The following is a 25,690-nucleotide window of genomic DNA, read 5'->3' on the forward strand; positions in this document are numbered from 1 at the left end:
GCACGCGACTTCGACCGCCAGGTTGCCGAACTCCAAGTCCGAGCCGCCGTGCTGAACGGCTACACCGCGCTTGCCATACCTGTCACAGAGCCCGTGGGATAAGTGCCTCCGGGGAAAGGGGCAGTATGGGTTTCACATCCTTTGCGCAACAAAGCCCGTGGACGGGACCGAAACAGGCGACCCGAAGTCGATGCGGGAATTGGCGCCCGGTCTGAAAGCCTCCGCCAGAGTTCTTCAATGTGTGCAGGCCCTGAACCATCTCGCGCAGGAACAGATCTATTCGGTGATAGAAGACCCTGCGGCGTTTGCGGACTGGTACAAGCAGCGTCTCGCATCCGAAGATCGGGATGCAGACTGGATCGAGGGCACCTTCCGGTTGTCAAATTACGATGCCCCCGATTTCAGCGCGATCAAGACGCCTGTGATCGACGGCGATACGTTGACCTTTATTGCCGTGAACCGGCAGCTTGGCGCGGTTTACCTGGCAATGGCCGATCTGGGTGACGCGGGCGGGCTTACACGCGCCTATGAGCCCTTGGTCGCGTAATGGCAGGCAGTCGGGAGCGCCCTGCGGTCAGCCGGTCAGATCCCGGATCGCCGTGCGGACCCCCACCGACCAAAGATGCTCTGCCGCCTTGGTCAAGGGCGCGCGCAGGCGGTTGGCGAGATCGGCGGAAAACACGTCGCGCGTCGCAAGCAATGCCTCGACCCGCTCTGCGGGCGTTTCTGCACCTTCAGACACCGCGCGAAACCTGTCGGCCAGAGGATCGCGCACATCGATCAGGTTTCCGGTTTCATCCGCACCGCCGACATAGCGCATCCACGCCGCGACGGCGAGAAACAGCGCCGGAGAGTCGCGTCCCGCATCGAGGTTTTCACGCAGTGTACCGAGGATCCTCTGGGGCAACTTCTGACTGCCATCCATCGCGATCTGCCAGGTCCTGTGCCGGATGGACGGGTTCGCAAAACGCTCAAACAACGCATCCGCATAAGCCGACAGGCTGACCCCCGGAGGGGCCGTGACCGTCGGCGTAATCTCGGACCAGAGCATACGGACATATGCGGCAAACACAGGGTCAGCGACGGTGTCGGCGATGGTTTCATGACCGGCCAGATACCCGATATAGGCCAGCGCGGAATGCGTGCCGTTCAGCATCCTGAGCTTCATATGTTCATGGGCGGTGACATCGGCCACCATTTCCGCCCCGGCAGCGGCCAGATCCGGGCGCGCATCGTCGACAAAGTCATCTTCGACGGCCCATTGGGCAAACGGCTCGTGCATGACCGGTGCCGCGTCTGGCCTTCCGGTCAACTCCGCGACGCGCGCGATATCTGCCTGTGTCGTGGCCGGGGTGATCCGGTCAACCATGGTTGATGGAAAGCGGCCCTCCCGGTCGATCCAAGTCGCAAGCTCGGAATCGATCAGGCCCGCGAGTTCCAGCACCACACCTCGCACCAGCTTGCCGTTTTCCGGCAGGTTGTCACAGGTCAGAACCGTAAACGGAGCAAGGCCGGCACTGCGGCGCATCTGCAACGCGCGCACCAGAAAGCCCGGTGCCGAAACCGGCAGTTCATGCGCCAGATCGTGGATGATATCAGGATGTTCCGTGTTCAAATCACCGCTGGCCGGGTTATGGCAATATCCCTTTTCCGTCACCGTCAAAGTCACGATCCGCACCCCTGGCTCCGCCATCGCCGCCAGCACGGCCGAGGGATCCTCCGGGGCCACCAGAACACCATTCAACACATCGATGCTCCGGGTTTCTTCACCGTTTGGGCCCAGGGTGACCGAGGTATAGGCCCAGCCCTGCCCGCGCAGCGCATCGCGGGTGCCAGGACTGCGCAGGGAAACGCCGACAATACCCCAGTCACCGCCCGATGCCGCCATGGCATCCGCAACATAGACGCAGCCAAAGGCGCGAAAGAAGGCACCAAGGCCCAGATGAACGATCCCTGTCGCAGGCCGGGATAATCGTGCTTCAGTGGTCACGCTGATCTCCATAAACGGTGCATGTCAATTCATGCGTGTTGCGACTTGCGCATACAGCGTTTGCCCCGCCCTGCGCCAGCCTGCCCATACATATTACCACCGAATCCGGCAGCATCATTGCAGTTCTCCCAGTTCGACCTGGTCGATGCCGGTGAATTCGACATTGTCGCCCGACATCAGCCAGGAAAAAGGGATCGTGGCCCAAACCAGCGTGATCTCGCCCGGTTTGAGCAGGAGAAATCGACCTTGTTCAGCGAAAATCAGCGCGGCGCAAAGGCGTCGATCAGCGTTCCAGCCGCGTCGCAGCGGCTGCCGTGACTCGCATCGGACGGAACGGCGAGGCCGTCGCCGGGGCCAGGATCAAACTCGGCCTTGCTGAAAAAACAGAGAAGCGGCCTCTTTCGACATATGTCGCCTGAACATGAAGGTGGTTGTGCAACTTGCCTTCGGCAGCGGTGTCAAAACGAAGGGCAACGCCATCATGTCACTGTTTCCGGCGACAACCTGACGAACTACTCCGGGCTCGGTGGGTACGATGCGATAAACCATATGACACGCCCGAGCGTACCGGCGCACCTCAAAGCCGGTAGGCTCTCCTGGCAAGTCCGTACGCGAGATCATGCGCGACGTCGGATGCCTCGTCCATGTCCAGCCGCCCGGTGGCGACAAGCGTGGCGAGGAAACCGCAATCCACCCTGCGCGCGACATCATGGCGGGCCGGAATCGAACAAAACGCCCTTGTATCATCGTTGAAACCGACCGTGTTGTAAAAGCCTGCGGTTTCCGTCGTCATCTCGCGGAACCGCCACATGCCCTCGTAGCTGTCATGGAACCACCAGGGCGGCCCCAGCTTCAGCGCCGGATAGACGCCCGCAAGCGGTGCAAGTTCGCGGCCATAGCTGGTCTCGTCGAGGGAAAAGACGATGATCGTCAGGTCACGCTCGCCGCCTACCGCATCCAGCATAGGTTTCAGCGCGCGGACATAATCGGTGCGGGTCGGAATATCATAACCTTTGTCCCGACCGAACCGCTGAAAAATATCGGCGGAGTGATTGCGACAGGACCCGGGGTGGATCTGCAGGACCAATCCGTCCTCAAGGCTCATCCGCGCCATTTCCGTCAGCATGTGCCCGCGAAAGGCATCTGCTTCCTCGGCACTGCACGCACCCTGCAGCGCCTTGTCAAAGAGACGTGTGGCGTCGCCGGTCGACAGGTTTTCGGTCCGGGCGGTCGCATGGCCATGGTCAGACGACGTCGCCCCAAAGGCCTTGAAGACGGCCCGCCGGTTGCGATGCGCCGCCAGATATCCATCCCATGTTGTCGTGTCTTCGTCGGTCATTTCGCCCAGCAGAGCGACATTGGCAGCAAAGCCCTCGAATTCGGGATCGACAACGGCATCCGGCCGATAGGCGGTAATTACCTTGCCGCCCCATCCGCTGTCACGGATCATCCCGTGCCACTTCAGATTGTCCAGGGCGCTCTCGGTGGTGGAAATGGTTTCGATATTGAAACGCTCGAACAGCGCCCGCGGGCGGAATGCGTCCTGCGTCAGACAGGCCGCCACATGATCATAGATCGCATCCGCGCTGGCGGCGGACAGCCGCTCGGTCACACCGAACACCTCTTGCAGCGCATGATCGATCCAGATGCGCGACGGCGTTCCCCGAAAAAGGAAATAGTTCTCGGCAAAGAGACGCCAGATCTTGCGCGGGTCCTGCTCTGTCGGGCCGCCATCCACGCGCGCAACCCCCAGCGAGTCCAGGTCGATCCCCTGGCTGTGCAACATCCGGAAGACATAATGATCGGGAGTCACGAACAGGCTGGCCGGGTCGGAAAAGGCGGCGTTCTCTGCAAACCAGCGTGGATCCGTGTGTCCGTGCGGGCTGATGATGGGCAGGTTCCGGACTCCATCATAAAGGTCGCGAGCAAGCCCGCGCACCGCCGGGTCCGTCGGGAAAAGTCTGTTCTCATCCAGAAGCGCCATGTTTTCCCTTGGTTCCAACGGCATATGTTGATGTTCCGATGCCAGAAGATGTTTGCACCGTAGGCGATCCGATGCCCCTGCTCAACTCGCCTGCTGGCTGGCGTCATGCTGTTGTGCTGCAACATGTTGCCGGTCCGGCCAACGCGTCACAAGCCGACTGTTGGTAGATGTGGGGTTTGCCATGACCCGCGTGCTTGTAGAACGGCAGCATTTGAGGCGCAGGTGAGTCGCATCCGATTGCTATCGGTTCCGATTGCATCTCGGGGCCGCGCACTTGTCACGCATCCTGATCCTTATAGAAGAGGTGCAGGCCAACAGGCATGAGTGGTTCAAGGAGAATTTGAGATGACCCGAATCGTTTCCATCGGCGAGTGCATGGTAGAGCTTGCACCGTCCAGCATCGAAGGGTCGTTTCAGATCGGCTTTGCCGGGGACACCATGAACACCGCCTGGTATCTGCGCCAACTGCTTGGCGAGGATCATCAGGTCGACTATCTGAGTGCCGTCGGGCAGGACGCCATCTCGGATCAGATGCTGGGGTTTCTCGAGGATGCCGGAATTGGCACAGATCCGATCCTGCGGCTGCCCGGACTGACGGTCGGCCTCTACATGATCCAATTGCAGGACGGTGAGCGCAGCTTCAGCTATTGGCGCGGTCAAAGTGCTGCCCGACACCTCGCCAGCGACACGACGCACATTGGTCGGGCACTGAACGGGGCACAGATCGCATTCTTTTCGGGGATCACCCTTGCGATCCTGTCCGAGGCAGACCGCAAGAAACTGCTCGAAACCCTGAGCAGTTTTCGCGGCGGCGGCGGAACGGTCGTCTTCGACCCGAACCTGCGACCACGGCTCTGGGAGACGCCAGATATCATGACGGCCAGCATCATGGCCGCGGCACGGGTCAGCAATACGGTCCTGCCCTCGCACGAGGACGAGGCCACGTGGTTTGGCGATGCCGATCCCGAGGCGACGATGGCGCGGTACATCGAGGCCGGCGCGCAAACCGTCGTGGTCAAGAACGGTCCGGGCGAGATCCTCATTTCGGACAATGGAACCATCAGCCGGGTGTCGCCCGTTGCCGCCTCCAAGGTCGTGGATACCACGGCGGCGGGCGATTCCTTTAATGCAGGGTTTCTCGCGGCGCAGCTTGCTGGCAAACCGATCAAACAGGCGGTTGCCGAGGGCGCTGCCCTTGCCGGACGGGTCATCCAGTCGCGTGGGGCGCTGATGCCCTGCGCCGAATGACGCCACCAATCATGACCCGCACGCGCTACAAGAGCATGAGGAGCCAGAACCGATGACACCCGAAGACGCACAAACCATCCTGCGCGAGAACTTTGCGCCCTGGGTCCAAGCGCTCGATCTGACCGTGCTGGTGTTCGATCAGGGGCGCACACAGGTCCGTATGCCCCTGGGCGACCACCTTTCGCGTGTCGGGGGCATTGTTTCGGGTCAGGCGCTTGCGGCGCTGGCCGATACATCGATGGCCCTCGCCACGATTGCACAAGCCCAGATATTCAGGCCCTTTGCCACGACCGACCTTCACACGCGGTTCCTGCGCCCCGGCCTCGGCACCGCTATCCTGTGCGATGCGCGCGTAATTCGCGCTGGTCGCGCGCTGGTGTTTGCCGAGGCGGAGATGACCGAAGAAAGCAGCGGCAAGCTCGTCTCGACGGCGACCGCGGCCTTCTATGCGCCGTGACGGCGACATCCCCGCTTGATATTGCCGGTTGCGATCTGCGATGATCCGATCGTTTCGGGGGATGAACCATGCGCCACTATGACGAAATCCACGCCATCGCAGCCGATCGTCACGGTGGCGCGGACGCCCTGAACAGGCACCTGACCAAACCCCGAACGCCCGAGCAACTTGCGGCAATCACGGAAGATCGCTGGCTGTCCACCTTCACCAAATGCGTCTTTCAGGCCGGGTTCAACTGGAAGGTTGTCGAGAACAAGTGGGACGGCTTCGAAGCTGCCTTTGACGGGTTCGATGTTGGCAAATGCGCCTTCATGGATGACGACAAGCTGGATGCCCTGCTGGCCAATCGTGACATCGTCAGGAACGGACCCAAGATCATGACCGTGCGCGACAATGCCGTGTTCCTGATGGAACTGCGCGACCAGGGTGGACCCGGCACGGTGTTCGGCGACTGGCCCTCAGCCGACTATATCGGCCTGCTTGACCTGATGAAAACACGTGGCGCACGTCTGGGTGGCATGACCGGCCAATATGCGATGCGGTTTGCCGGGCGCGACGGCTTCATCCTGTCGCGCGATGTGACGGCACGCCTGATCGCGGAGAGTGTCATCGACAAGCCAGCCACCTCAAAGACGGCGATGCGTGCAGTGCAGCAGGCTTTCAACACTTGGATGGAGCAATCGGGGCGCTCTCTGACCGAGGTCAGCCGGGTTCTGGCCATGAGCCTCTGAAAAAACCACTGACACCGTGCATCTCACCTCTACCGCAGCGGTGACCGGCAAGCTAACGTCCGCGCATGATCCTGCGCTTGTTTGTCATTTTCCTCCTGCTCTCTTCCTGCGGTCGGCCACTCACCGAAACCGAAACGGCGTTTATTCGTGGATTGCAGGGGGACCAGCTCGACACCTCCCGCATTCGTCTTGTCAAAGGCGCTCCGGTTGCCGCCGTCACGTTTCGCCGAAAGGCCCGACCCCGCGTCGCCTGCCGCGAGCGGATCATGCCTCCGGTCAAGGAGGAAGTGGTGACCAGCAAGCCCGCTGCCGTCACTTTGTTCAATCGCGTCTATTTCGTGAAAAACTGGTATCTGGATGACTATCTGCGCGACTACCCCGAACGCCTGTACCTGGTTGAATCGATGCTGCTCGCGCATGAAATGACCCATGTCTGGCAATGGCAGAACCGCGCCCGTACGGGATATACGCCAATGCGCGCGGCGGCAGAGCATGGCAGTGTAGATGACCCCTATCTCTTTGATCTGGATGGAGAGCCTGATTTCCTGAACTATGGCTTTGAGCAGCAGGGAGCGATTGTCGAGGAGTATGTGTGCTGCCGGGCGCTTGCTCCGGATGCATCGCGTACCAAGCGCCTGCACACGATGCTCAGCGGTGCCTTTCCGGTGTCCGATCTGCCCCCGGCGCGGGAAAGCGACGTCTTTCTTCCCTGGCGCGGGGCTGAGCTTGAGGGGATCTGTTCCTAGCCCGTCACACGGACCATCGGATCACCATACCCCGGACGCGCATCATGGGACCTGGATGCTCTCCAGATAGGCGAGTAATGCAGCCAGCGGGCGCGGTGTCGGCGTGAGCGTGCCATCGATATCCACGGGCACCGTCTCGCCTTCCAGGAGCGATCCAAACGCGGGCATCACGTCTTTCGCCTTGCCCCGTCCATAGCCGTCGATCTGCGAAAGAACCTGCGCCGCGGGAAAGATGCCACCGTTTCTGAATGCAATGCGCGTCAGATCGGGCGCGACCTTGCCGCGGGCCAGTTGCTTGCCGCCTTCTCCGCGCGGACCGTGACAGGTGCTGCAATTCGTTGCGAACAACGCGGCCCCCTCGTCGGGTTGTGGCATGATGTCGGGGGCGCAGGCGGCAAACATTGCCACGACTGGGGCAATGCACCAGGGAAAAATCCGCATTCGGTCGTCTCCATTCAATTGACCTGAATGGACTGCAAATATCCCAAGAGGTCAACTATCGGCTTGCTCGTCAGGATCGGCTGGCCGCTCGGTGTCTTGAGCGGCGTATCCTCGCCTTCAAAAAAGAACCCGTAGACCGGCATCGGGCTGCCATGGCTGATCAGGGGGTCCCGGCCGTCAATACGGCGAATGACACGCTCGGTTGGAAAGACTCCGCCATTCTCCACCTCAAGCGCGGCCAGATCCGCAGGCTTGGTCAAGAGCACGCCCGCCATGGGCCCCTGCCCGGTCGCCTCGATCCCATGACAGGTGGCGCAATGCAGGCGGTATAGGTCTGCCCCGTTTTTCACATCCTGCGCGAAGACTTGTGCACCAAGGCAGAGCAGCGCCGAAGTTACGATTGTCTGAACGATACGCATTGCTCAATCTCCCGGTTTTCTTGTCAGGGTCGTCATCACGCCAGCTTCCTGGTCGCGCCTCAGGTTTGCGCATGCGCGCTCCATGCTCAATGATCCAGATCAAGGGGTCCATCACTGTGCAAGAGATCGCCGGAACGGGGCTGATCTCAGGCGCTGATCAGCTTGCCGTTCTCGAGCCTGAGAACCCTGTCCATACGCGCTGCCAGTTCCATGTTGTGCGTGGCGATAACAGCGGCCAGGCCGGTATCGGCCACCAGTTGCATCATCGCATCAAACACCTGATCGGCAGTCGCCGGGTCAAGGTTGCCCGTCGGCTCGTCAGCCAGCAACAGGCGCGGTTCATTGGCCAGCGCTCGGCAGAACGCGACGCGTTGCTGTTCCCCCCCGGACAGGGCCGCCGGACGGTGCCCTGCGCGGGCTGCAATCCCGACACGATCCAGCAGAGTCAGCGCGCGATCCTTTGCCCTGACGTCAGCGACCCCATTCGCCAGTTGCGGCAGCACGATGTTCTCTAGCGCAGAGAATTCGGGGAGCAGATGGTGAAACTGGTAGACAAAACCGATATCCTGACGCCGCGCTGCCGTGCGCGCGCGATCCGACTTGTTTGCCAGATCGGCCCCGCCAATCCGCACGACGCCTCTATCCGCCACGTCCAACAACCCCGCAATATGCAGAAGTGTCGATTTGCCTGCTCCCGATGGCGCAACCAGCGCGACGGTTTCTCCCTTGTTCACGATCAGATCAAGCCCTTGCAGCACCCGGATTTCGGCAGGCGAGTCAGTGCCATAGGTCTTGACCAGACCTTCTAATTGCAAAACCGCATCATTCATAGCGCAGCGCCTCGACCGGGTTCATTCGTGCTGCCCGGCGCGCCGGGAACAATGTGACAAAGAATGACAGGCCAAGGGACAGGCCAACCGCCGACAATACGTCGCTCAGGTTCAGTTCGGCAGGCAACCGGTAGATGCCCCGGATCGACGGGTCCCAGACGCCGCCGCCCATCACGTAGTTCACAAAGGAAAACAACGGGTCGATGTAGATCGCGAACAGGCATCCCAATACCACACCCATCGCCGTCCCGATCAGGCCCGTAAACGCGCCGCAGATAAAAAACACACGCATGATCGACCCTTCGCTCAGCCCGATCGTGCGCAAGATGCCGATATCGCGCCCCTTGTTCTTGACCAGCATGATCAGCCCCGACACGATGTTCATCGCCGCGATCAGGACCAGGATCGACAGGATGATGAACATCACGTTGTCCTCGACCTCGAGCGCCCGCAGAAAGCCCCCCGCCGAGTCGCGCCATGTCCAGACCTGGGCCCGATCTCCGGCGGCGCGCAGGATATCGATGGTCAGGGCATTCACCGCTTCCGGCTCCTCGACCATCACCTCCAGTTCATCCGCAACGCCCTCGCGGTTGAAAAAAGCCTGCGCCTCGGCGAACGGCATGTAGACGCGGGTCCGGTCGATGTCATAGCGCCCTGCCGAGAACACATAGACGACTTCATAGGCATTCACCCGCGGGCTGGTGCCAAAGGCAGTCTTGACCCCGTTGGGAGACGTCAGTTTCACCGTGTCGCCCACACCCGCACCAATGGCACGTGCAATGCCCGACCCGATGGCAATGCCCTCGTCAAGGCGTGTCAGATCTCCTGCCGCCTGGTCCGATTGCGCGATCCCCGGAAGCGATTTGAGATCGTCGCGGGCGATACCATAGACCTCGGCACCCGAACTGCTGTCACGCAGGCTGATCAGAACCTGCCCCTTGATCAGCGGCGCAACCCGGGTGACGCCGGGCACCTCGGCAACGCGTTGGGCCCAGCCTTCGTAGTCGGCTATCGCACGATCAAGCTGACCCTGCTGCCCCACGCGACCCACGTCATAGACCGTGACATGGGCATTCGCGCCCAGAATGGTGCTGACAAATTCGGACCGAAACCCGGACCGCACCGAGAGCGTCGCGATCAGTGCAAAAACCGCAAGCGTGATACCGATCAGGCTGATCCATGTCATGACGCTGACCCCGCCTTCGGCCCGGCGGGCACGCAGGTATCGCCACGCGATCATCCATTCGAACGGGGCAAAGGGGGCGGGATTCCTGGCCATGTCGGCTCCTTATCAATTGCCCAGATACCTGATGTCTGGCGCGTAGCGGGTCAAGCCGGTTTTCGGACCGAAACAGGCGATCTCTTGCCCAGCCTATTGACGGCGAGCCACGGCCCCGATCCGCTGAAATACGTCCCGGGCCTGGCTCTTGGTACAGATGCCGCGATCTTCCAGCGCCTCAAGCAGATGATCCAGGTGCGCGGCCCCGAGCTGCGAAACCACCCGATTGTGCACCCCTAAACTCAGCGCCTCCGGATCTTTCAACCGGTTCAGTTCGGCGCGTACCTTGGCTTCGTCATATTCCGGCCAAAGGCCGATGTTGACCGGGTGTGCCTTCTCGAAATCCGCTTCTGGCCCACCATGATGTTTGATGCAGCAGGCATTGATCAACATGAACTCCGACGGGCGGCGCTTGGACGCAAACAAGGCCTGTACCGAACCGAAGCGGTTGTCGATTTCATCAAGTACGCCCAGCAGAACCTCGCGTTTTACCGGGTAAGGTGTCACGAATGTCGTGGTTTCGGAAACATCGTCAACGTCACAGCCGACCACGAAGGCCAGCAGGCTTTGCGACAGCCAGTTTCGATGGAACACCAACTCCGGTTTCAGGAATTGAATCCGCCCCTTGCCGTCGCTGGAAAAAAAATCTGACTCGCTCAGCGGCCGTAAGAACACGTTCTTTGCATCCAGCAAAACGATCCTGTCAGACCCTGCACATCTGGCAGAGGCGAGTTTGAGCGCCTGTTGCATCCGATACCCATTGTTCCCGCGCCAACCTTGCCGACGCACGGCAGGGATACGATACCGATAATCCACATAGGCACGTTCCAATGCCCGCGGTGAGGTTCGAATGTTGGCGGGGAGCAAGATGTCGTCGCCACCGACAATGCGGACATGCGATGCCAGTGGGCCGTAGTAGGGCAAGATATCCGACAGGTTCCGGCGCAACGCAGGCTCGTCCACCTCGTTCATGATTATGGAGATGGATGCCACCTCGGCCGGATCAAGAAACCGCGCCATCGAGCGCGCCTGTAGCTCGAGCAGCGGATAGTCTTTGCTATAAACGATGGTTGCAAAGCTCAGCATCCCGCTACCGGCCATAGCCCGGAAGGTCATTTGCGAGTGTCGGACGCAATTTGGGCCGTGATCTGTTTTTTAGACTTTGCAATCCGCGCCTGATCTCCTTGCGCAGCCGATAGGCGATTGGCCCGCGTGCACGGCTGCTCTGATCCCGGCTTTCCCGCGTACTGTCCATCGTGTCAGCTGTCCCCTCCTGTACGATGCAACACATGCGCTGCACCGCGATTGCGGGAACAAGCTGAACCGGGTGCAGGCCCGCGCGGGGCGCGAATACAAAATCATCCAGCGTCGCGCAGTATTGCTCGCTGGCGCGCAACAGGATGTGTGCAGCCCCCTTGGACACCGCGTAACATGCCGCGCTTGGCACCGGTTCGACGATATCCCAAAGGGCACGCCCGCCCATGCTCTGCGCGTCGCCATACCGGCGATCTGCAGAAAACCCGTCAAGCTTGACGACTCCCTGCGCGCCGAAATCGAGCTCGACGAGAACTTCGGGAAAGGTCTCTGACACCAGAATGTCGTCTTCACACACGATGCCGAACACATCCTCGCCGTCCGCGATACGCTGCCAGACAGATCGGTGGCTTTCAAACACGGCGCGCTCGGACAGTTTCAGTTCCCAGCGATCAAGCCAACGATGCGGTGCATAGCCCGGAGACGCGAAATCGGTGGCTTGTGCGTCAATCGCGGGTACGCGCACGACGCTGTCTTTCAGACCGGCGGCATCAAACTGTTCCAGTGTCTCGGCGAACCGCCCCGGATCCCGATCCAGATTGATGACATGAATGCGCACGGCCCTAACCCTTCAGGTTGTCCCAATGACGCCATGGCTGTAGTTTTCGCCGCAACGTGATCTTGAGACTATGCAAAGCCGCCTGCCGGACCAAGTCATTGTTGCCCGCACTCCGGTAGGCTGCATAGCACATGGAAACCGGAAGCTGCCCTGTGCGATACCAGTCCAGACAGGTTTCGGGATCAATCTCGCCCTGTCCGGTCAGCGCGCCGAAGTACCGGCTCCAGACCCGTGCATAATCACGCGCAACGGCCAAGACATCGCCAGATACCCCCCGGTCAGCGTATTTCGAGGCAGGCAAACGCGCGTCGCGGCCTGTGACACCGGATTGCAGCATGCGAAATACAAAATCATAATCGGACGCCACGCGGAACGATAGGTCATGCCCGCCGAGAGACTCAAACACCTGTTTGCGAACAAGCATCGAGTTGTGACAGAACGGCATGCGCTGCAGAAAGGACTTCAGATTGGTGCGCGCAAATTCTCTGGTTGATCCGTCCGCCAGTGTTTGCAGCGTTCCGCCAAAGGCAAAGCCCGGTCGATCCTGCCCAAGGGCGGCGACAAGATCGGCCAGCACCGTCTCGCTGGCCAGCGAGTCGTCCGAATTCAGAAACAGAACATATTCGCCCGACGCCAGCGCCACGGCCTTGTTCATCGCATCATAGAGCCCGGCATCCTGCGCAGTTTCAAAGACGATGGGGTGACCCGCACCAGACAGCCGATTCCGGGCCTCATCGATCATCGCGACGGTTCCGTCATCCGACAGACCGTCAAATATCACGTGCTCCACCTGGCCATAGGATTGCGCCTGAACGCAATCCATTGCCTCGCGAAACAGCTCGCGACGCCCGGCCTCGATCAGGTTGCGGGTAACGGTGATGACCGAGAGGAGCGGCGCGTTGGCCATGTCATCCGACGATCTTGCCGTAGATCGCCGCGATCTTCTCGATGGCGGCCTCCGGCGACAGTTCTTCGCTTTCGCCCGTGCGGCGGCTGGTCAGCTCGACCACGCCGTTTTTCAATCCTCGCGGCCCTACCGTTATGCGCCACGGCAGACCGATCAGGTCCATCGTCGCGAATTTGCCGCCTGCGCGTTCCTTGCGGTCGTCATACAGCGGCTCAAGCCCGATGGCGGTCAGAGCGGCATACAATGCCTCGCAGGCCGCATCCGCCTCGTCGTCTCCCTGCTTCAGGTTCACGATACCACAATGGAACGGGGTCACGCCTTCCGGCCAGATGATGCCGTTGTCGTCATGGCTGGCCTCGATGATGGCACCCAACAGGCGCGAGACACCGATACCGTGGCTGCCCATGTGGACGGGCACCGGCTTGCCCTCGGCGTTCTGCACAGTCGCGCCCAAAGGCTCGGAATACTTGGTGCCGAAATAGAAGATCTGGCCAACTTCGATCCCCCGGCTTGACTTGCGCCGCGCTTCGGGGATTGCCTCGAAAAGCGCCGGATCATGGGTCTCGTCAGTGCGCGCATAGGGCGTTGTCCATTCCTTGACGATGGCCGCGCATTCGTCCCAATCGCCGAAATTCACGACGCGGTCGCCGAATTTCAGGTCAAGAATGGCACTGTCATAAAACACCTCGGACTCGCCGGTATCGGCCAGAACCAGGAATTCATGCGTGTTGTCGCCCCCGATCGGTCCACTGTCGGCGCGCATCGGGATCGCGTGCAGCCCCATCCGCTCGTAGGTGCGCAGATAGCTGACCATGTGCCGATTGTAGGCGTGCAGCGCGCTGGCCTTGTCGACGTCGAAGTTATAGCCGTCCTTCATCAGGAATTCGCGACCGCGCATCACCCCGAACCGTGGGCGGATTTCGTCACGGAATTTCCATTGGATGTGATAGAGCGTCATCGGCAGGTCTTTGTAGCTGCTTACATGGCTGCGGAAGATGTCGGTGATCAGCTCTTCGTTGGTCGGCCCATAGAGCATATCCCGCCCGTGCCGGTCGGTGACGCGGAGCATTTCCTCGCCATACACATCATAGCGCCCGCTTTCACGCCAGAGATCGGCAGATTGCAGCGTCGGCATCAGCATCGGGATATGGCCGGCGCGCACCTGTTCCTCGTGGACGATATTTTCGATGTTCTTCAACACCTTGAAACCCAACGGCAGCCACGAATAAATACCGGCCTGGGCCTGCTTGATCATTCCAGCGCGCAACATCAGCCGATGGCTGACGATTTGCGCTTCGGCAGGGTTTTCCTTGAGAACGGGCAGAAAATAACGGGACAGGCGCATGAACGGTCTCTTTATGAAACGAGGTTTTCAGCGGTCTATGCGAAAGCGCGGCCTCAGGCAATCGACCAATGCACGCGCCCGATCAAACGGGCCTTCGACCAAGCCGCCCGAATTGTCGTTTCCGCGCCGTCGGGCATGCCGCCCCTTGAAACCGCGCGGACTATGGGCGATGTGATACGCTAACAGCAACAAGAGACACAGATGACATTGCCAGTAAGGGATCAACTGAAATACTGGGGCATCGCCACGGCGGTGTTTGCCGTTGTGCTGTGGTTTCTGGGCCCGGTCCTGCTGCCCTTCGTGATCGGAAGTGCCATCGCATATTTCATCGATCCGGTCGCGGACCGTCTGGAGCGCGCCGGTTTATCGAGAATCGCCGCTACCGCGGTGATCACCATCGTTGCCATTCTGCTTGCGGTGCTCATCGGCTTGCTGGTCATTCCGACGCTGATTTCCCAGACGATCGACCTGATCAACATCATGCCGCAGCTTTTTCAGGACCTTCAGGCGTTCATCGCCACGCATTTCCCGTCGCTGCTGGTCGAAGGGTCCAGCGCCCGCGAAACACTGAACAGCATTGGCCAGGCCATCAAGGAGCGTGGGCCCGCGCTGATCGAGTCCGTGCTTGGGTCGGCCCTGTCTGTTCTAAACATCGTGATCCTGCTGATCGTTGTTCCGGTGGTGTCGGTCTACATGTTGCTGGACTGGGACCGCATGATTGCCCGGATCGACGAACTGCTTCCGCGTGACCACGCCCCCGTCATTCGCACGCTGGCGGGCGATATCGACCGGACACTCGCGTCGTTCATTCGCGGTATGGGAACGGTCAGCCTGATTCTGGGCACCTATTACGCCATCGCCCTGATGCTCGTCGGACTGAATTTTGGCCTCGTCGTCGGTGTGGTTGCGGGTCTGGTCACGTTCATCCCCTATCTGGGCGCATTGATCGGCGGTTCGCTTGCAATCGGTCTGGCGCTGTTCCAGTTCTGGGGTGACTGGACCTCGATCGGGCTTGTGGCTGCGATCTTTGCAATCGGACAGGTGATTGAAGGCAACTTTCTGACTCCGAAACTGGTTGGCAGCTCGATCGGGCTGCACCCGGTCTGGCTGCTCCTCGCGCTGTCGGTGTTCGGTGCACTCTTCGGCTTTGTCGGCATGTTGGTCGCCGTGCCCGTCGCCGCCGCACTTGGGGTGATTACCCGGTTCGGTGTCGAGCAATATCTACAGAGCCGACTCTATCGCGGTTTGTCGGATCAGGACACGCAGTAGTATGCCCGAACAATTGAGCTTCGATTTGCCCGCCAAGCCGGTTCTGGGACGAGACGACTTTTTCGTTTCACCGGAAAACGCGATGGCGGTCGCGATGATCGACGCCGCCGACCGGTGGCCCAACGGCAAGCTGATCCTGTCGGGCCCCTCCGGCGCGGGCAAGACCCACCTGACCCATGTCTGGGCTGCGACGAACGACGCCCGAATCGTATCGGCTGCGGATCTGCCGTCGCTCGAAATTCCGGCGCTGGCACAGCACCCTATCGCCGTCGAGGACGTTCCGGAAATCTCCGCCGATGCAGACGCTCAGCAAGCGCTGTTTCACCTGCACAACCTGATCTTGTCACAGGGCCACCAACTGCTGATGACAGGCCAAGGCGCACCAAATCACTGGTCGCTCAGCCTGCCGGATTTGCAAAGCAGGATCGACGGCACCACCCATATCGCGTTGCTGGCACCTGATGACACCTTGCTGGCAGCCGTTCTGGCCAAGCTCTTTGCGGACAGACAGATCACGCCGAAACCAGACGTCATTCCGTTTCTGCTGTCGCGAATGGATCGCTCGTTTCGCGCGGCGGAAGATATTGTCAGCCGCCTCGACAAGGCCGCGCTGTCCCGACATCACACGCTGTCGCGGCGGCTGGCGTCCGAGTTGCTTGGCGGGTCAGGTGCGGTATGACTAGAATGGACACCTATTTGTCACTCAACATGCATGGCGACAGACACATGACAAATGCCAACTTCCTCGACTCGCCCTTTCCCAAAGCCATTGAGCTGGCGGATTTCGACATCACCGGGCCGGAACGGTTTCACAATCGCGAACTGAGTTGGCTCGCCTTCAATTGGCGGGTTCTGGAAGAGGCCGAAAACCCGCGTGTTCCGCTGCTGGAACGGCTGCGATTCCTGTCGATCTCTGCCAAGAACCTCGAAGAATTCTACACGGTCCGCGTTGCGGGTCTTCGTGAACTGGCCCATGCCGGAAACACGACGCCGGCTGCCGATGGGCTGACGCCGGCCGAGCAGTTGGTCCTGATCAACGAGGATGCGCGCAAGCTCATGCAATCGCAGCAACGGGTGCTGACGCAGTTGGAACCCGCCATGGAAGAGGCAGGGATCAATATCGTGCCCCGCGAAGAGCTCACCAGGAACGACAAGAAATTCCTGGCCGATGTCTTTCTGAACCGGGTCTTTCCGGTTCTGTCCCCGCTTGCGATCGACCCTGCGCATCCCTTTCCTTTCATCCCGAACACCGGGTTTTGCCTCGCACTGCAACTGGAGCGAATTCGGGACAAGCGTACCTTGCAGGCGTTGTTGCCGATCCCGCATCAGATCGATCGGTTCATGGCACTGCCATCAGAGGCGGGTCAGCAGAGATTTCTGCTGCTCGAAGAGTTGCTGCTCGAACATATCGGCAGCCTGTTTCCAGGCTACAAGCTGAAGACGCATTTCGAGTTCCGGGTGCTGCGGGACAGCGATCTCGAAGTCGAGGAAGAGGCCGAAGACCTCGTGCGCGAATTCGAGGTCGCTCTGAAACGGCGCCGCCGGGGTGAGGTCGTGCGGATGACCCATTCGGCCGGCGCGCCCGAGCAACTCAAATCAACAGTCATGAGTGAGCTTGGCGTTGAAACGGCCGAAGTTGTTGAAATCGACGGTATGATCGGCATCTCGGATCTGGACAAGCTCGTCCTTGACAGCCGGCCCGACCTGCTCTGGCCCTCCTTCAATCCACGGGTTCCCGAGCGGGTCACGGACCACGAAGGTGACATGTTCGCGGCAATCCGGCAAAAGGACATGCTGCTTCAGCATCCCTACGAAACATTCGACATGGTGGTGCGGTTCCTGGTGCAGGCGGCGCGCGATCCTGACGTGGTCGCCATCAAGCAGACGCTGTATCGCACGTCAAAGAACTCGCCGATTGTCGAAGCCCTGTGCGAGGCTGCCGAAGACGGGAAGTCGGTTACGGCTCTGGTCGAACTCAAGGCGCGGTTCGACGAGGCGGCCAATATTCGCCAATCTCGGCGTCTGGAACGGGCGGGCGCCCATGTGGTGTACGGATTTCTGGATCTCAAGACCCATGCCAAGATCAGCACGGTGGTGCGCCGCGAAGGCGACAACCTCGTCACCTACACGCATTATGGCACCGGCAACTATCATCCGATCACCGCGCGCATCTACACCGACCTGTCGCTATTCACCTGTGACACGGCCCTGGGACGGGACGCGACCAAGGTCTTCAATTTTCTGTCCGGCTACGCCCCGCCCGATCAGCTCGAAAACCTCGCGATTTCACCACTCTCGCTGAAACAGCGCCTTCTCGAAATGATCGCGGCCGAAATCGAACATGCCGCCGCCGGACGGCCAGCAGAGATATGGGCCAAGATGAACTCGCTCATCGACAGCGAAGTCATCGATGCCCTGTATCGTGCCAGCCAGGCGGGGGTGAAGATCAGCCTTGTCATCCGCGGTATCTGCGGCGTGCGCCCCGGCATCAAGGGGCTGTCGGAGAACATTCGGGTAAAATCGATCATCGGCCGTTTTCTGGAACATTCGCGCATCGTCTGTTTCGGGAATGGCCACGGGTTGCCCAGCAAGAAGGCCCGGGTTTTCATCTCGTCCGCCGACTGGATGGGGCGCAATCTCAACCGTCGGGTTGAAACGCTCATCGAGATCCTGAATCCGACGGTGAAGGCCCAGATCGTCAGCCAGGTCATGGCAGCCAACCTCGCGGATGTGGCACAATCCTGGATCATGGGTCCGGATGGCGGATCGACCCGGGCCACGCTCACCGAGGGTGAGTTTGCCTTTAATTGCCACCGGTTCTTCATGGAAAACCCGTCACTGTCCGGGCGAGGCTCTGCCGGCGCTTCCGATGTGCCCAAATTGACGCATACAGATGAACCAACGGGGAATTGACGCCCCTCATCGGTTCCCCCATCCTGACCGCGGATCAGCCGGGGGACGCATGAACACCGAAAGCGCTGCAGTCAGCCCCGAATGGGACCCCTTCGGCCGCCCATTGTTTGACAGCCCCAGTGCGCGGGCCTTGTCGCGGGTGGGCGTTGTCGATGTCGGATCGAATTCTGTGCGCCTCGTGGTGTTTGACGGTGCCGCCCGCAGCCCGGCCTATTTCTATAATGAAAAGATCATGTGCGGCCTGGGCGCGGGCCTTTCGCAATCGGGGCGCCTGAACCCGGAGGGCCGCGCACGCGCCCTGGACGCCATACAGCGGTTTCAGCATCTTGCGCGAGGCATGAACCTTCCGCCTCTCACCGCCGTCGCGACCGCCGCCGTGCGCGACGCGGACGACGGACCCGAATTCTGTGACCAGGTGCTGCGTGATACCGGCCTGAAGATATGGGTGATCGATGGCGAAGAAGAAGCGCGCCTGTCCGCGCAGGGCGTGCTTTTGGGGTGGCCCGGATCATACGGGCTGGTCTGTGACATCGGTGGCTCCAGCATGGAGCTTGCCGAAATCGCTGGCGGACGCGTGGGAAAGCGGGTCACATCTGCTCTTGGTCCACTCAAGCTTGCGAGCGTCCCGGGCGGGCGATCCGGGCGCAAGGCCCACATCAAGGAGGTCATGGCGCAGCTCACCGAAAAGATGGGGCCACAACCTGATCGGCTGTTCCTGGTTGGCGGCAGCTGGCGTGCCATCGCCCGGATCGACATGCTGCGCCGCGACTATCCCCTCCGTGTTCTCCATGAATACCGGATGCGGCCAAAGGACGTGCGCGCCACCGTCAAGTTCATTGAAAAGAACGATCCGGACTGGCTGCGGAGCAACGCCAACGTGTCCGCGACCCGGATGGCGCTTGTGCCCATGGCGGCGGATGTGCTGGCACGGCTGGTGAACAAATTCAAACCCAAGGACATCGCGGTCTCGAGCTATGGCATTCGCGAGGGCCTGCTCTATGAGCAGATGCCACAACGCCTGCGCGACCGGGATCCGCTGATTGAGGCCTGCCATTTTGCCGAAGCCAAGGATGCACGGTTTCCGGGCTTTGGCGATACCCTGTTCAATTTCATCATGCCGCTGTTCAAATCGGCAACCACCTCACGCAAGCGTCTCGTCAAGGCGGCCTGTCTCTTGCACGATGTCAGTTGGCGCGCGCATCCGGATTACCGTGCTGAAATCTGTTTTGACAACGCAACCCGTGCCAATCTCGGCGGTCTCAAGCATTCCGAGCGGGTGTTTCTGGGTCTCGCCCTGATGCACCGCTATCGCAACAAACGCGAAGGCACACGGTTTGAGGACCTGTTCGGCCTCTTGGACGAAAGTGCACAGCTTCAGGCAGAGATTCTGGGCAAGGCCATGCGCTTTGGCGCGATGCTCTTGATGCAAGAGGGCGAGTCGATGAGCAGCCTGAAGTGGTATCCCAAACGGCGTGTTCTGGAGTTTCGCCTGTCCAACGATACCCGCGATCTGTTCGGCGAGGTCGCAGACGCACGCCTGCAATCACTGGTCGCATCGCTTTCGGCCGAGTTGAAGATCATCGGCATTTCCTGACACTCGGGGTTCAGAGATCAGTCTGTCCCTGCGGAGGCATTCTTATCTCGGGAACCGGTACTGGCGTGGCCTCGGGTTCCGGTTCCGGCCTGATTTTCTTTCGAATGATAATATCGCCATTCGGCAGAACTTCCGGCGGATGGTAGGCGGCCCAATCCTTTACATCGTTCAGCATCTCGCCGAATGCCGGACCCATCTCATCCACAAAGCTGAAGAGAGCCGGACCATATTCTTCCGCCATCTCGCGCATCTGCTTCAGTGCCGGAGACATTTCCTCTCGCAGCCCTTCAAACAGCAGTTCCATGCCGCGTTCCATCAGGTCTTTGCCCTCTTCTTCCTCAGTCTGTGCGGCAAGAGACGTGGCGGACAGGGCACCGGCAAAAGCAAGCGAGATAAGATGTTTCATAGGATCAATATAGACTGCGCCCACGCGCGTTCAAAGGTCAGATGTCAATTTCCAGAGTGACCGGGAAATGATCGGAGGCAAGCAGAAGCGCCTGACGCAGTTCTGTCACTTCCCAGCAATGCGCATCATCAAACGGATGCCAAATGCGCCAGGCCGGTCGGTGCGACATGAGATCGGGTGAAACCATGATGTAATCCAGCAACGCCTGAAGGTAGCGATCCCCCTTGTGCATCTTGAAACGTGCGGTTGTCGGGTGCGCGCCAAGACGACGCTCCAGTGCCCGGCGTGCGTGCGGGTCGTACAGGTCTTCGCCCAGCAGGATTTCGACCGATGATCTGCCAAACAAGTGCTCGTATTCGTCCAGACCGGGACCATCATTCAGATCCCCCATCAGAACCACTGCGGCCCCATCCACGATATGCTGATCGATCCGCCGCCGCAGCCAGATGGCCTGCGCAAGTTGCTTGCGCCGGTTCGCGATCGACAGGCGCATCGCGGCATCCCGGTTTCGCGCGCCGTGCGGTGCCTTGGATTTCAGATGCGCCCCGATCATGCGCAGCACATTGCCCTGTTTGGTTTGGACCTCCAGTTCCAGGGGCGGTTTCGAGAATCGCACCAGGTCCTCGGTTGCGTCGATATCCAGATCGATGCGAAAGCTGCTGTCAAACCGTGGCGCCCGGGGATCTCCGATGCTGTGGCCAACCGGATCATGCCGTGCGGTCAATACCTCGGGATCATAGAGCAGAGCGATTTCCTGATGGGTGTCATTCGCGAACCCCAAGACGGCGGTACTGGTTCTCAGATCGAAAGCGGCGGCAAAATTTTCCAAGGCCCGCACAGTGCTTTGAGTCCGCCCGGTATTGGGGGCCTCGATAATCATCACCGCATCCGCATCAACCGCCGAAAACACATTGCCAAGCGCTTCGGCCTGCTGTGCGCGTGTCACATCACGACGGCCCGACCAGTCATCATCGACAATCAGTTGATCGTGGCTGTCGAACAGATTGGCGAACCATTCGACATTATAGGTTGCCAGACGCATCAGGCGGCTGCGCCCTTGATATCTTCCCAGGCGCGATTGATGTCGATCATCCGCTTTTCCGCAAGTTTGATCGCCTCTTCCGGCACCCCGCGCGCCACCATCCGGTCGGGATGATTCTCGCGTATCAACTGCCGCCACGCCTTTCGGATCTCTGTCATCGGCATATCGGGCGTGACCCCCAGCACAGTGTATGCATCGGCCTCTGCGTCCGGAACGAAGCGCGCGCGCATCGCTTTGAACTGGGCGTCGGGGACATTGAAGATCCCGGCGACGTCCTCAAGAAACTCGTTCTCGCCGGGGTGATAGAACCCGTCGGCCATCGCGATATGAAAGAGCCCTTCCATCAGGTCGCTCAGGGTTTCGGGATCGTCGGAAAACATGCGCCCAATCCGCTGCGCGTATTCCTGGTATCCCGCAACATCGGTGCGCGCCAGGTTGAACACCCGCGCGGCCCCGGCCTCGTCTTCCTCCCCGATCTGAAAGACCTCGCGAAACGCGGTTACTTCGTCGCGCGTGACATGACCATCCGCCTTGGCCATCTTGGCGCCCAGTGCCATCACCGCGATGGCAAAGGCAACGCTGCGCTCGGGTCTCGTGCGCAGACGGTCAAACACGGCTGACAGGCTTTCGCCACTTGTCAGCGCAGCCAGCGCGTCGGTTATTCGGGTCCAGATCGACATAAGACCAGCTTAGCCCGGCTGCAGGGAAGTGTCAGGTGCGCTATCTGGTCTCGGCGTCAGGATTTTTTGCATCAGAACCAGATCGAGATAGGCCCCGGCCTTGAACCCGACCTCGGGAAGACGCCCGACGGCGTGAAACCCGATGGCCTCGTGAAAAGCGACGGCAGCCGGGTTGCTACTGCTGATCGCAGCAATCAGGACATGAACGCCCTCCGCAGCCGCCACCTGCTCCAACCGCTCCATCAGCATTCGCCCCAGTCCGACGCCCTGCCTATCCGGCGCCAGATGGATTGAGTGCTCAGCGGTCCGCGCGTATCCCGGCCCGGGCCGAAATGGACCGTAGGTGGCAAAGCCGGCGACCTCGTCATGCGCTTCCATCACCTGAAATGCCGGCCCGCGCGTGCGGATGTTTTGCGAAACCGATTCCAGCGTGCGTTCAACGGTGGTGAACGTGATGGACGAATGGCGAATGATCGGATTGAGGATATTGCAGATCGCCGCGGCGTCCTCTTCCTTCGCCTGACGCACGATCATTGCAGAACGCGCAGGCCGAGCACGTCGTCAACTTCGGCGCTCGCCTCTGTCAGCGTGGCACCGGATACCGCAATATGATCGAGTCGCATCATCCGGCCATATTGGCGCGTCACCGGCGTACGAAAAAGGACAAAAGCCGCGGCTCTGGAGAAAACTGCCGGCCCTCGGGTGTCAGAACAGCCACACCACGAGCGACCAGACCGCGGCGAGAACCGTCGGATAGAACGTGGCCGCAAATCCGAACCCGCGCAGCGGGGCCGATACATGATAGCCGATCCAGAACGCCAGGCGCGCAATGGCAAATGCAAACCCCATGACCACGACCACCACGCCGCCCAGCGTCAGTGCCACGAAGGGCCAGATCACCAACGCCAGGATCAGCTGTTCTGTCGTATTGGACAGAACCCGCTGATCGATCCATGCCCGGCTTTGCGGTTCGAAATCCTCGCCGTCAATGATCGTGTCATCAAAGAACCGGCGCTGTGCCAACCTGCCGATCATGGCGATCATCACCAGCCCCGGCGCGAACAAGGCGCCGGGCAAGGCCAGTTGCGGCGGCAGGAACGGCAATCCGGGCATTTGAGGTGCCCAGACAACCGCCAGCGACCACAGCGCGCCGGCGATCATGCCGATCACGATTGTGGGGCGCTTATTCATCAGGTGCGGTCGCCGCGCACGAGACGCAGGATATCCTTGGCCGCGTTCGGGATGTTGGTCCCCGGCCCAAAGATCGCCTTGACCCCTTTGTCATACAAAAACTGGTAATCCTGCTGAGGGATCACACCACCGCAGATCACGATGACGTCATCCGCACCGGCATCCTTCAGCGCCTGCACCAATTGCGGCGCCAAAGTCTTGTGCCCGGCCGCCTGGCTGGAGATCCCGACGATGTGCACATCGTTGTCCACGGCATCCTGCGCGGCCTCTTCGGGCGTCTGGAACAATGGCCCCACATCGACGTCAAACCCGATATCGGCAAAGGCGGTGGCAATCACCTTGGCCCCCCTGTCGTGACCATCCTGGCCCATCTTGACCACCAGCATACGCGGTCGGCGCCCCTCGACCTCGGCAAAGTCCTCGACGGTTTTCTGGATTGCGGCAAATTCCGCGTCACCTTCGTAGGCGGCGCCATACACCCCGGCAAGCGTCTTGACCTCGGCGCGGTGACGACCGAACTCCTTTTCCATCGCCATGCTGATTTCTCCAACAGTTGCCCGGGCCCGGGCGGCCTCGACAGCCGCCTGCAACAGGTTGCCGCTCTCCCCTGCACAGCGTGTCAGATTGTCCAGCGCTGCCGTGCACATATCCTCGTCCCGTTCGGCACGCATCTTGTTCAATCGCACGATCTGGCTCTCGCGGACCTTTTCATTGTCGATCTGAAGAATGTCGATCGGGTCTTCCTTGTCCTTGCGGTACTTGTTGACGCCGACGATCACCTCGTCGCCCCGGTCGATCAGCGCCTGACGGGTGGCCGCCGATTCCTCGATCCGCAGTTTGGGCAGCCCACTGGCAACCGCCTTGGTCATGCCGCCCATCTCTTCGACTTCCTCGATCAGCTTCCACGCCTCGGCCGCCAGATCATGGGTCAGCTTTTCCACATAGTAGGACCCTGCAAGCGGATCGACCACATTGGTCACCCCGGTTTCTTCCTGCAGGATCAACTGGGTATTCCGCGCGATCCGCGCGCTGAAGTCAGTGGGCAGCGCAATCGCCTCGTCAAGCGCGTTGGTATGCAACGACTGCGTTCCGCCAAGAACCGCGCTCATCGCTTCGTAGGCGGTCCGGATCACGTTGTTATAGGGATCCTGTTCCTGAAGGCTGACACCAGAGGTCTGGCAATGGGTCCGCAGCATCATGGACTTGGGATTCCTGGGTTCAAATTCGCTCATTATGCGGTGCCACAACAGCCGCGCCGCGCGCAGCTTGGCCGCTTCCATGAAAAAATTCATGCCGATCGCAAAGAAGAACGACAGCCGACCGGCGAACGCGTCGACATCCATGCCGCGCGCAATCGCGGTGCGCACATATTCGCGCCCGTCGGCCAGCGTATAGGCCAGTTCCTGCACGAGGTTCGCGCCTGCTTCCTGCATGTGGTAGCCCGAGATCGAGATCGAGTTGAATTTCGGCATTTCGGACGAGGTGTATTCGATGATATCCGCGATGATCCGCATCGACGGTTCCGGCGGATAGACATAGGTGTTGCGCACCATGAATTCCTTCAGAATGTCGTTCTGGATGGTGCCCGCCAGAACCGATTTGTCGTGGCCCTGTTCTTCGCCGGTGACGATGAAGTTGGCCAGGATCGGGATCACCGCCCCGTTCATCGTCATCGACACGCTGACCTTGTCGAGCGGGATGCCATCGAACAGGATCTTCATGTCCTCGACGGAATCGATTGCCACGCCCGCCTTGCCGACATCGCCAACCACGCGCGGGTGGTCGCTGTCATAGCCCCGGTGCGTCGCGAGATCAAAGGCGACGCTGACGCCTTGTTGCCCAGCCGCCAGCCCGCGACGATAAAAAGCGTTGGATTCCTCGGCTGTCGAAAACCCGGCGTATTGGCGGATCGTCCATGGGCGCCCGGCATACATCGTCGCCTTGACGCCGCGCGTGAAGGGCGCCGTTCCCGGTGTCGTGCCCAGATGATCCACATCCGCCAGGTCTTCCGGCGTGTACAAGGGCTGAACCTCGATCCCTTCGATGGTTTTCCAGTTCAGATCATCGAGCGGGCGACCGCGCAATTCCTGCTCGGCCAGGGCCTTCCAGGTGGTTTTCTCAGAATCCATTTGATCGTCCTCTTGTCATCTCTGTCCGAGGCGGGGCTCTGCCCGCCAAGTTTTCTAGGCTGGGTGTTGCAATCGTACGGCAAGCTGCTCTGATGCGCCGAACGTCGTCGTGGCGCCGACCGGTGCGGGACCTGGCCCGGCGGCCAACTTTTTGTGCCACGGCGCAAAAAACTAGCATCGCATTTGTCGCTGGCGTGCTTATATGTTCAGTAACGG

At 60.5% G+C, this 25,690-nt stretch carries 25 protein-coding genes and 1 pseudogene; 10 read left to right on the forward strand and 16 right to left on the reverse strand.

The genetic code is table 11. The features are described from left to right. Both QO231_RS20800 and QO231_RS20805 read left to right on the forward strand, forming a co-directional pair. A pseudogene (locus QO231_RS20800) lies at positions 1-102 on the forward strand (IS5/IS1182 family transposase); the annotation flags it as partial. Between the two features lie 55 nt (positions 103-157). After that, the gene (locus QO231_RS20805) at positions 158-547 is read left to right on the forward strand and encodes a hypothetical protein (RefSeq protein WP_316781090.1); all 390 of its coding nucleotides are present in this window, start codon (positions 158-160) and stop codon (positions 545-547) included. 27 nt (positions 548-574) lie between these two features. On the opposite strand, the gene QO231_RS20810 is transcribed toward QO231_RS20805, so the two are convergent. Continuing rightward, positions 575-2,002 carry a mannitol dehydrogenase family protein gene (locus QO231_RS20810; RefSeq protein WP_316781093.1) on the reverse strand — a complete coding sequence of 476 codons (1,428 nt, stop codon included), beginning with the start codon at positions 2,000-2,002 and terminating at the stop codon, positions 575-577. A 565-nt stretch (positions 2,003-2,567) separates the two neighbouring features. Continuing rightward, positions 2,568-3,974: a glucuronate isomerase gene (gene uxaC / locus QO231_RS20815; protein ID WP_316781096.1), complete on the reverse strand. Its 1,407-nt coding sequence runs from the start codon at positions 3,972-3,974 to the stop codon at positions 2,568-2,570. A 345-nt stretch (positions 3,975-4,319) separates the two neighbouring features. Between uxaC and QO231_RS20820 the strand changes: the two genes are divergently transcribed. The 4 genes from QO231_RS20820 to QO231_RS20835 all read left to right on the forward strand — a co-directional run bounded on the left by QO231_RS20820 (position 4,320) and on the right by QO231_RS20835 (position 7,156). Continuing rightward, positions 4,320-5,222 carry a sugar kinase gene (locus QO231_RS20820; protein WP_316781099.1) on the forward strand — a complete coding sequence of 301 codons (903 nt, stop codon included), beginning with the start codon at positions 4,320-4,322 and terminating at the stop codon, positions 5,220-5,222. 52 nt (positions 5,223-5,274) lie between these two features. Then, positions 5,275-5,679 carry a PaaI family thioesterase gene (locus QO231_RS20825; protein WP_316781102.1) on the forward strand — a complete coding sequence of 135 codons (405 nt, stop codon included), beginning with the start codon at positions 5,275-5,277 and terminating at the stop codon, positions 5,677-5,679. Between the two features lie 68 nt (positions 5,680-5,747). Further along, positions 5,748-6,410: a DNA-3-methyladenine glycosylase I gene (locus tag QO231_RS20830; RefSeq protein ID WP_316781105.1), complete on the forward strand. Its 663-nt coding sequence runs from the start codon at positions 5,748-5,750 to the stop codon at positions 6,408-6,410. Between the two features lie 65 nt (positions 6,411-6,475). Beyond that, positions 6,476-7,156 (forward strand): hypothetical protein, encoded by a 681-nt coding sequence (locus QO231_RS20835; RefSeq protein WP_316781108.1) that lies wholly within the window; start codon positions 6,476-6,478, stop codon positions 7,154-7,156. A 42-nt stretch (positions 7,157-7,198) separates the two neighbouring features. On the opposite strand, the gene QO231_RS20840 is transcribed toward QO231_RS20835, so the two are convergent. From QO231_RS20840 to proS, 8 genes are all read right to left on the reverse strand, one after another. Next, positions 7,199-7,597, reverse strand: a complete 399-nt coding sequence (locus QO231_RS20840) for a c-type cytochrome (RefSeq protein WP_316781113.1) — start codon at positions 7,595-7,597, stop codon at positions 7,199-7,201. 14 nt (positions 7,598-7,611) lie between these two features. Beyond that, the gene (locus QO231_RS20845; protein ID WP_316781115.1) at positions 7,612-8,016 is read right to left on the reverse strand and encodes a cytochrome c; all 405 of its coding nucleotides are present in this window, start codon (positions 8,014-8,016) and stop codon (positions 7,612-7,614) included. Positions 8,017-8,162: 146 nt separating this feature from the next. Then, positions 8,163-8,846, reverse strand: coding sequence for an ABC transporter ATP-binding protein (locus tag QO231_RS20850; protein WP_316781118.1), 684 nt, complete (start codon positions 8,844-8,846; stop codon positions 8,163-8,165). After that, positions 8,839-10,125 carry a lipoprotein-releasing ABC transporter permease subunit gene (locus QO231_RS20855; protein WP_316781121.1) on the reverse strand — a complete coding sequence of 429 codons (1,287 nt, stop codon included), beginning with the start codon at positions 10,123-10,125 and terminating at the stop codon, positions 8,839-8,841. The genes QO231_RS20850 and QO231_RS20855 overlap by 8 nt, the downstream gene beginning before the upstream one ends. 93 nt (positions 10,126-10,218) lie before the next feature. After that, positions 10,219-11,241, reverse strand: a complete 1,023-nt coding sequence (locus QO231_RS20860; RefSeq protein ID WP_316781123.1) for a hypothetical protein — start codon at positions 11,239-11,241, stop codon at positions 10,219-10,221. Then, positions 11,216-11,998 carry a glycosyltransferase family 25 protein gene (locus tag QO231_RS20865; RefSeq protein ID WP_316781125.1) on the reverse strand — a complete coding sequence of 261 codons (783 nt, stop codon included), beginning with the start codon at positions 11,996-11,998 and terminating at the stop codon, positions 11,216-11,218. The genes QO231_RS20860 and QO231_RS20865 overlap by 26 nt, the downstream gene beginning before the upstream one ends. A gap of 4 nt (positions 11,999-12,002) precedes the next feature. Continuing rightward, on the reverse strand, positions 12,003-12,905 hold the full coding sequence (locus tag QO231_RS20870; RefSeq protein ID WP_316781129.1) for a glycosyltransferase: 903 nt from the start codon (positions 12,903-12,905) through the stop codon (positions 12,003-12,005). 1 nt (position 12,906) lies between these two features. Continuing rightward, positions 12,907-14,250 carry a proline--tRNA ligase gene (proS, locus tag QO231_RS20875; protein WP_316781132.1) on the reverse strand — a complete coding sequence of 448 codons (1,344 nt, stop codon included), beginning with the start codon at positions 14,248-14,250 and terminating at the stop codon, positions 12,907-12,909. Between the two features lie 201 nt (positions 14,251-14,451). On the opposite strand from proS, the gene QO231_RS20880 reads away from it, so the two are divergent. Genes QO231_RS20880 through QO231_RS20895 form a run of 4 tightly spaced genes read left to right on the forward strand, consistent with a single transcriptional unit; the run spans position 14,452 to position 20,026 of the window. Next, positions 14,452-15,519: an AI-2E family transporter gene (locus tag QO231_RS20880; protein WP_316781136.1), complete on the forward strand. Its 1,068-nt coding sequence runs from the start codon at positions 14,452-14,454 to the stop codon at positions 15,517-15,519. Between the two features lies 1 nt (position 15,520). Continuing rightward, positions 15,521-16,198: a P-loop NTPase family protein gene (locus tag QO231_RS20885; RefSeq protein ID WP_316781139.1), complete on the forward strand. Its 678-nt coding sequence runs from the start codon at positions 15,521-15,523 to the stop codon at positions 16,196-16,198. 47 nt (positions 16,199-16,245) lie between these two features. Then, a complete protein-coding gene (locus QO231_RS20890) occupies positions 16,246-18,432 on the forward strand; it encodes an RNA degradosome polyphosphate kinase (RefSeq protein ID WP_316781142.1) in 2,187 nt (728 codons plus the stop codon). A 49-nt stretch (positions 18,433-18,481) separates the two neighbouring features. After that, positions 18,482-20,026 (forward strand): Ppx/GppA family phosphatase, encoded by a 1,545-nt coding sequence (locus tag QO231_RS20895; protein WP_316781145.1) that lies wholly within the window; start codon positions 18,482-18,484, stop codon positions 20,024-20,026. A gap of 10 nt (positions 20,027-20,036) precedes the next feature. Here the strand turns inward: QO231_RS20895 and QO231_RS20900 are convergent, their stop codons facing one another. From QO231_RS20900 to scpA, 6 genes are all read right to left on the reverse strand, one after another. Beyond that, positions 20,037-20,432, reverse strand: a complete 396-nt coding sequence (locus QO231_RS20900) for a hypothetical protein (RefSeq protein WP_316781148.1) — start codon at positions 20,430-20,432, stop codon at positions 20,037-20,039. A 37-nt stretch (positions 20,433-20,469) separates the two neighbouring features. Then, the gene (locus QO231_RS20905; protein ID WP_316781150.1) at positions 20,470-21,474 is read right to left on the reverse strand and encodes an endonuclease/exonuclease/phosphatase family protein; all 1,005 of its coding nucleotides are present in this window, start codon (positions 21,472-21,474) and stop codon (positions 20,470-20,472) included. Beyond that, positions 21,474-22,154 carry a molecular chaperone DjiA gene (locus QO231_RS20910; RefSeq protein ID WP_316781153.1) on the reverse strand — a complete coding sequence of 227 codons (681 nt, stop codon included), beginning with the start codon at positions 22,152-22,154 and terminating at the stop codon, positions 21,474-21,476. The genes QO231_RS20905 and QO231_RS20910 overlap by 1 nt, the downstream gene beginning before the upstream one ends. A 9-nt stretch (positions 22,155-22,163) precedes the next feature. Further along, complete coding sequence (locus tag QO231_RS20915; RefSeq protein ID WP_316781155.1) at positions 22,164-22,688, reverse strand: GNAT family N-acetyltransferase; 525 nt, start codon at positions 22,686-22,688, stop codon at positions 22,164-22,166. 171 nt (positions 22,689-22,859) lie between these two features. Continuing rightward, entirely contained in the window at positions 22,860-23,345 is a 486-nt protein-coding gene (locus tag QO231_RS20920) for an MAPEG family protein (protein WP_316781157.1), read from the reverse strand. Continuing rightward, the gene (scpA, locus tag QO231_RS20925; RefSeq protein WP_316781160.1) at positions 23,345-25,474 is read right to left on the reverse strand and encodes a methylmalonyl-CoA mutase; all 2,130 of its coding nucleotides are present in this window, start codon (positions 25,472-25,474) and stop codon (positions 23,345-23,347) included. The genes QO231_RS20920 and scpA overlap by 1 nt, the downstream gene beginning before the upstream one ends. Positions 25,475-25,690: the final 216 nt, after the last annotated feature.

Source organism: Sedimentitalea todarodis (assembly GCF_032595355.1).
Lineage (GTDB): Bacteria > Pseudomonadota > Alphaproteobacteria > Rhodobacterales > Rhodobacteraceae > Sedimentitalea > Sedimentitalea todarodis.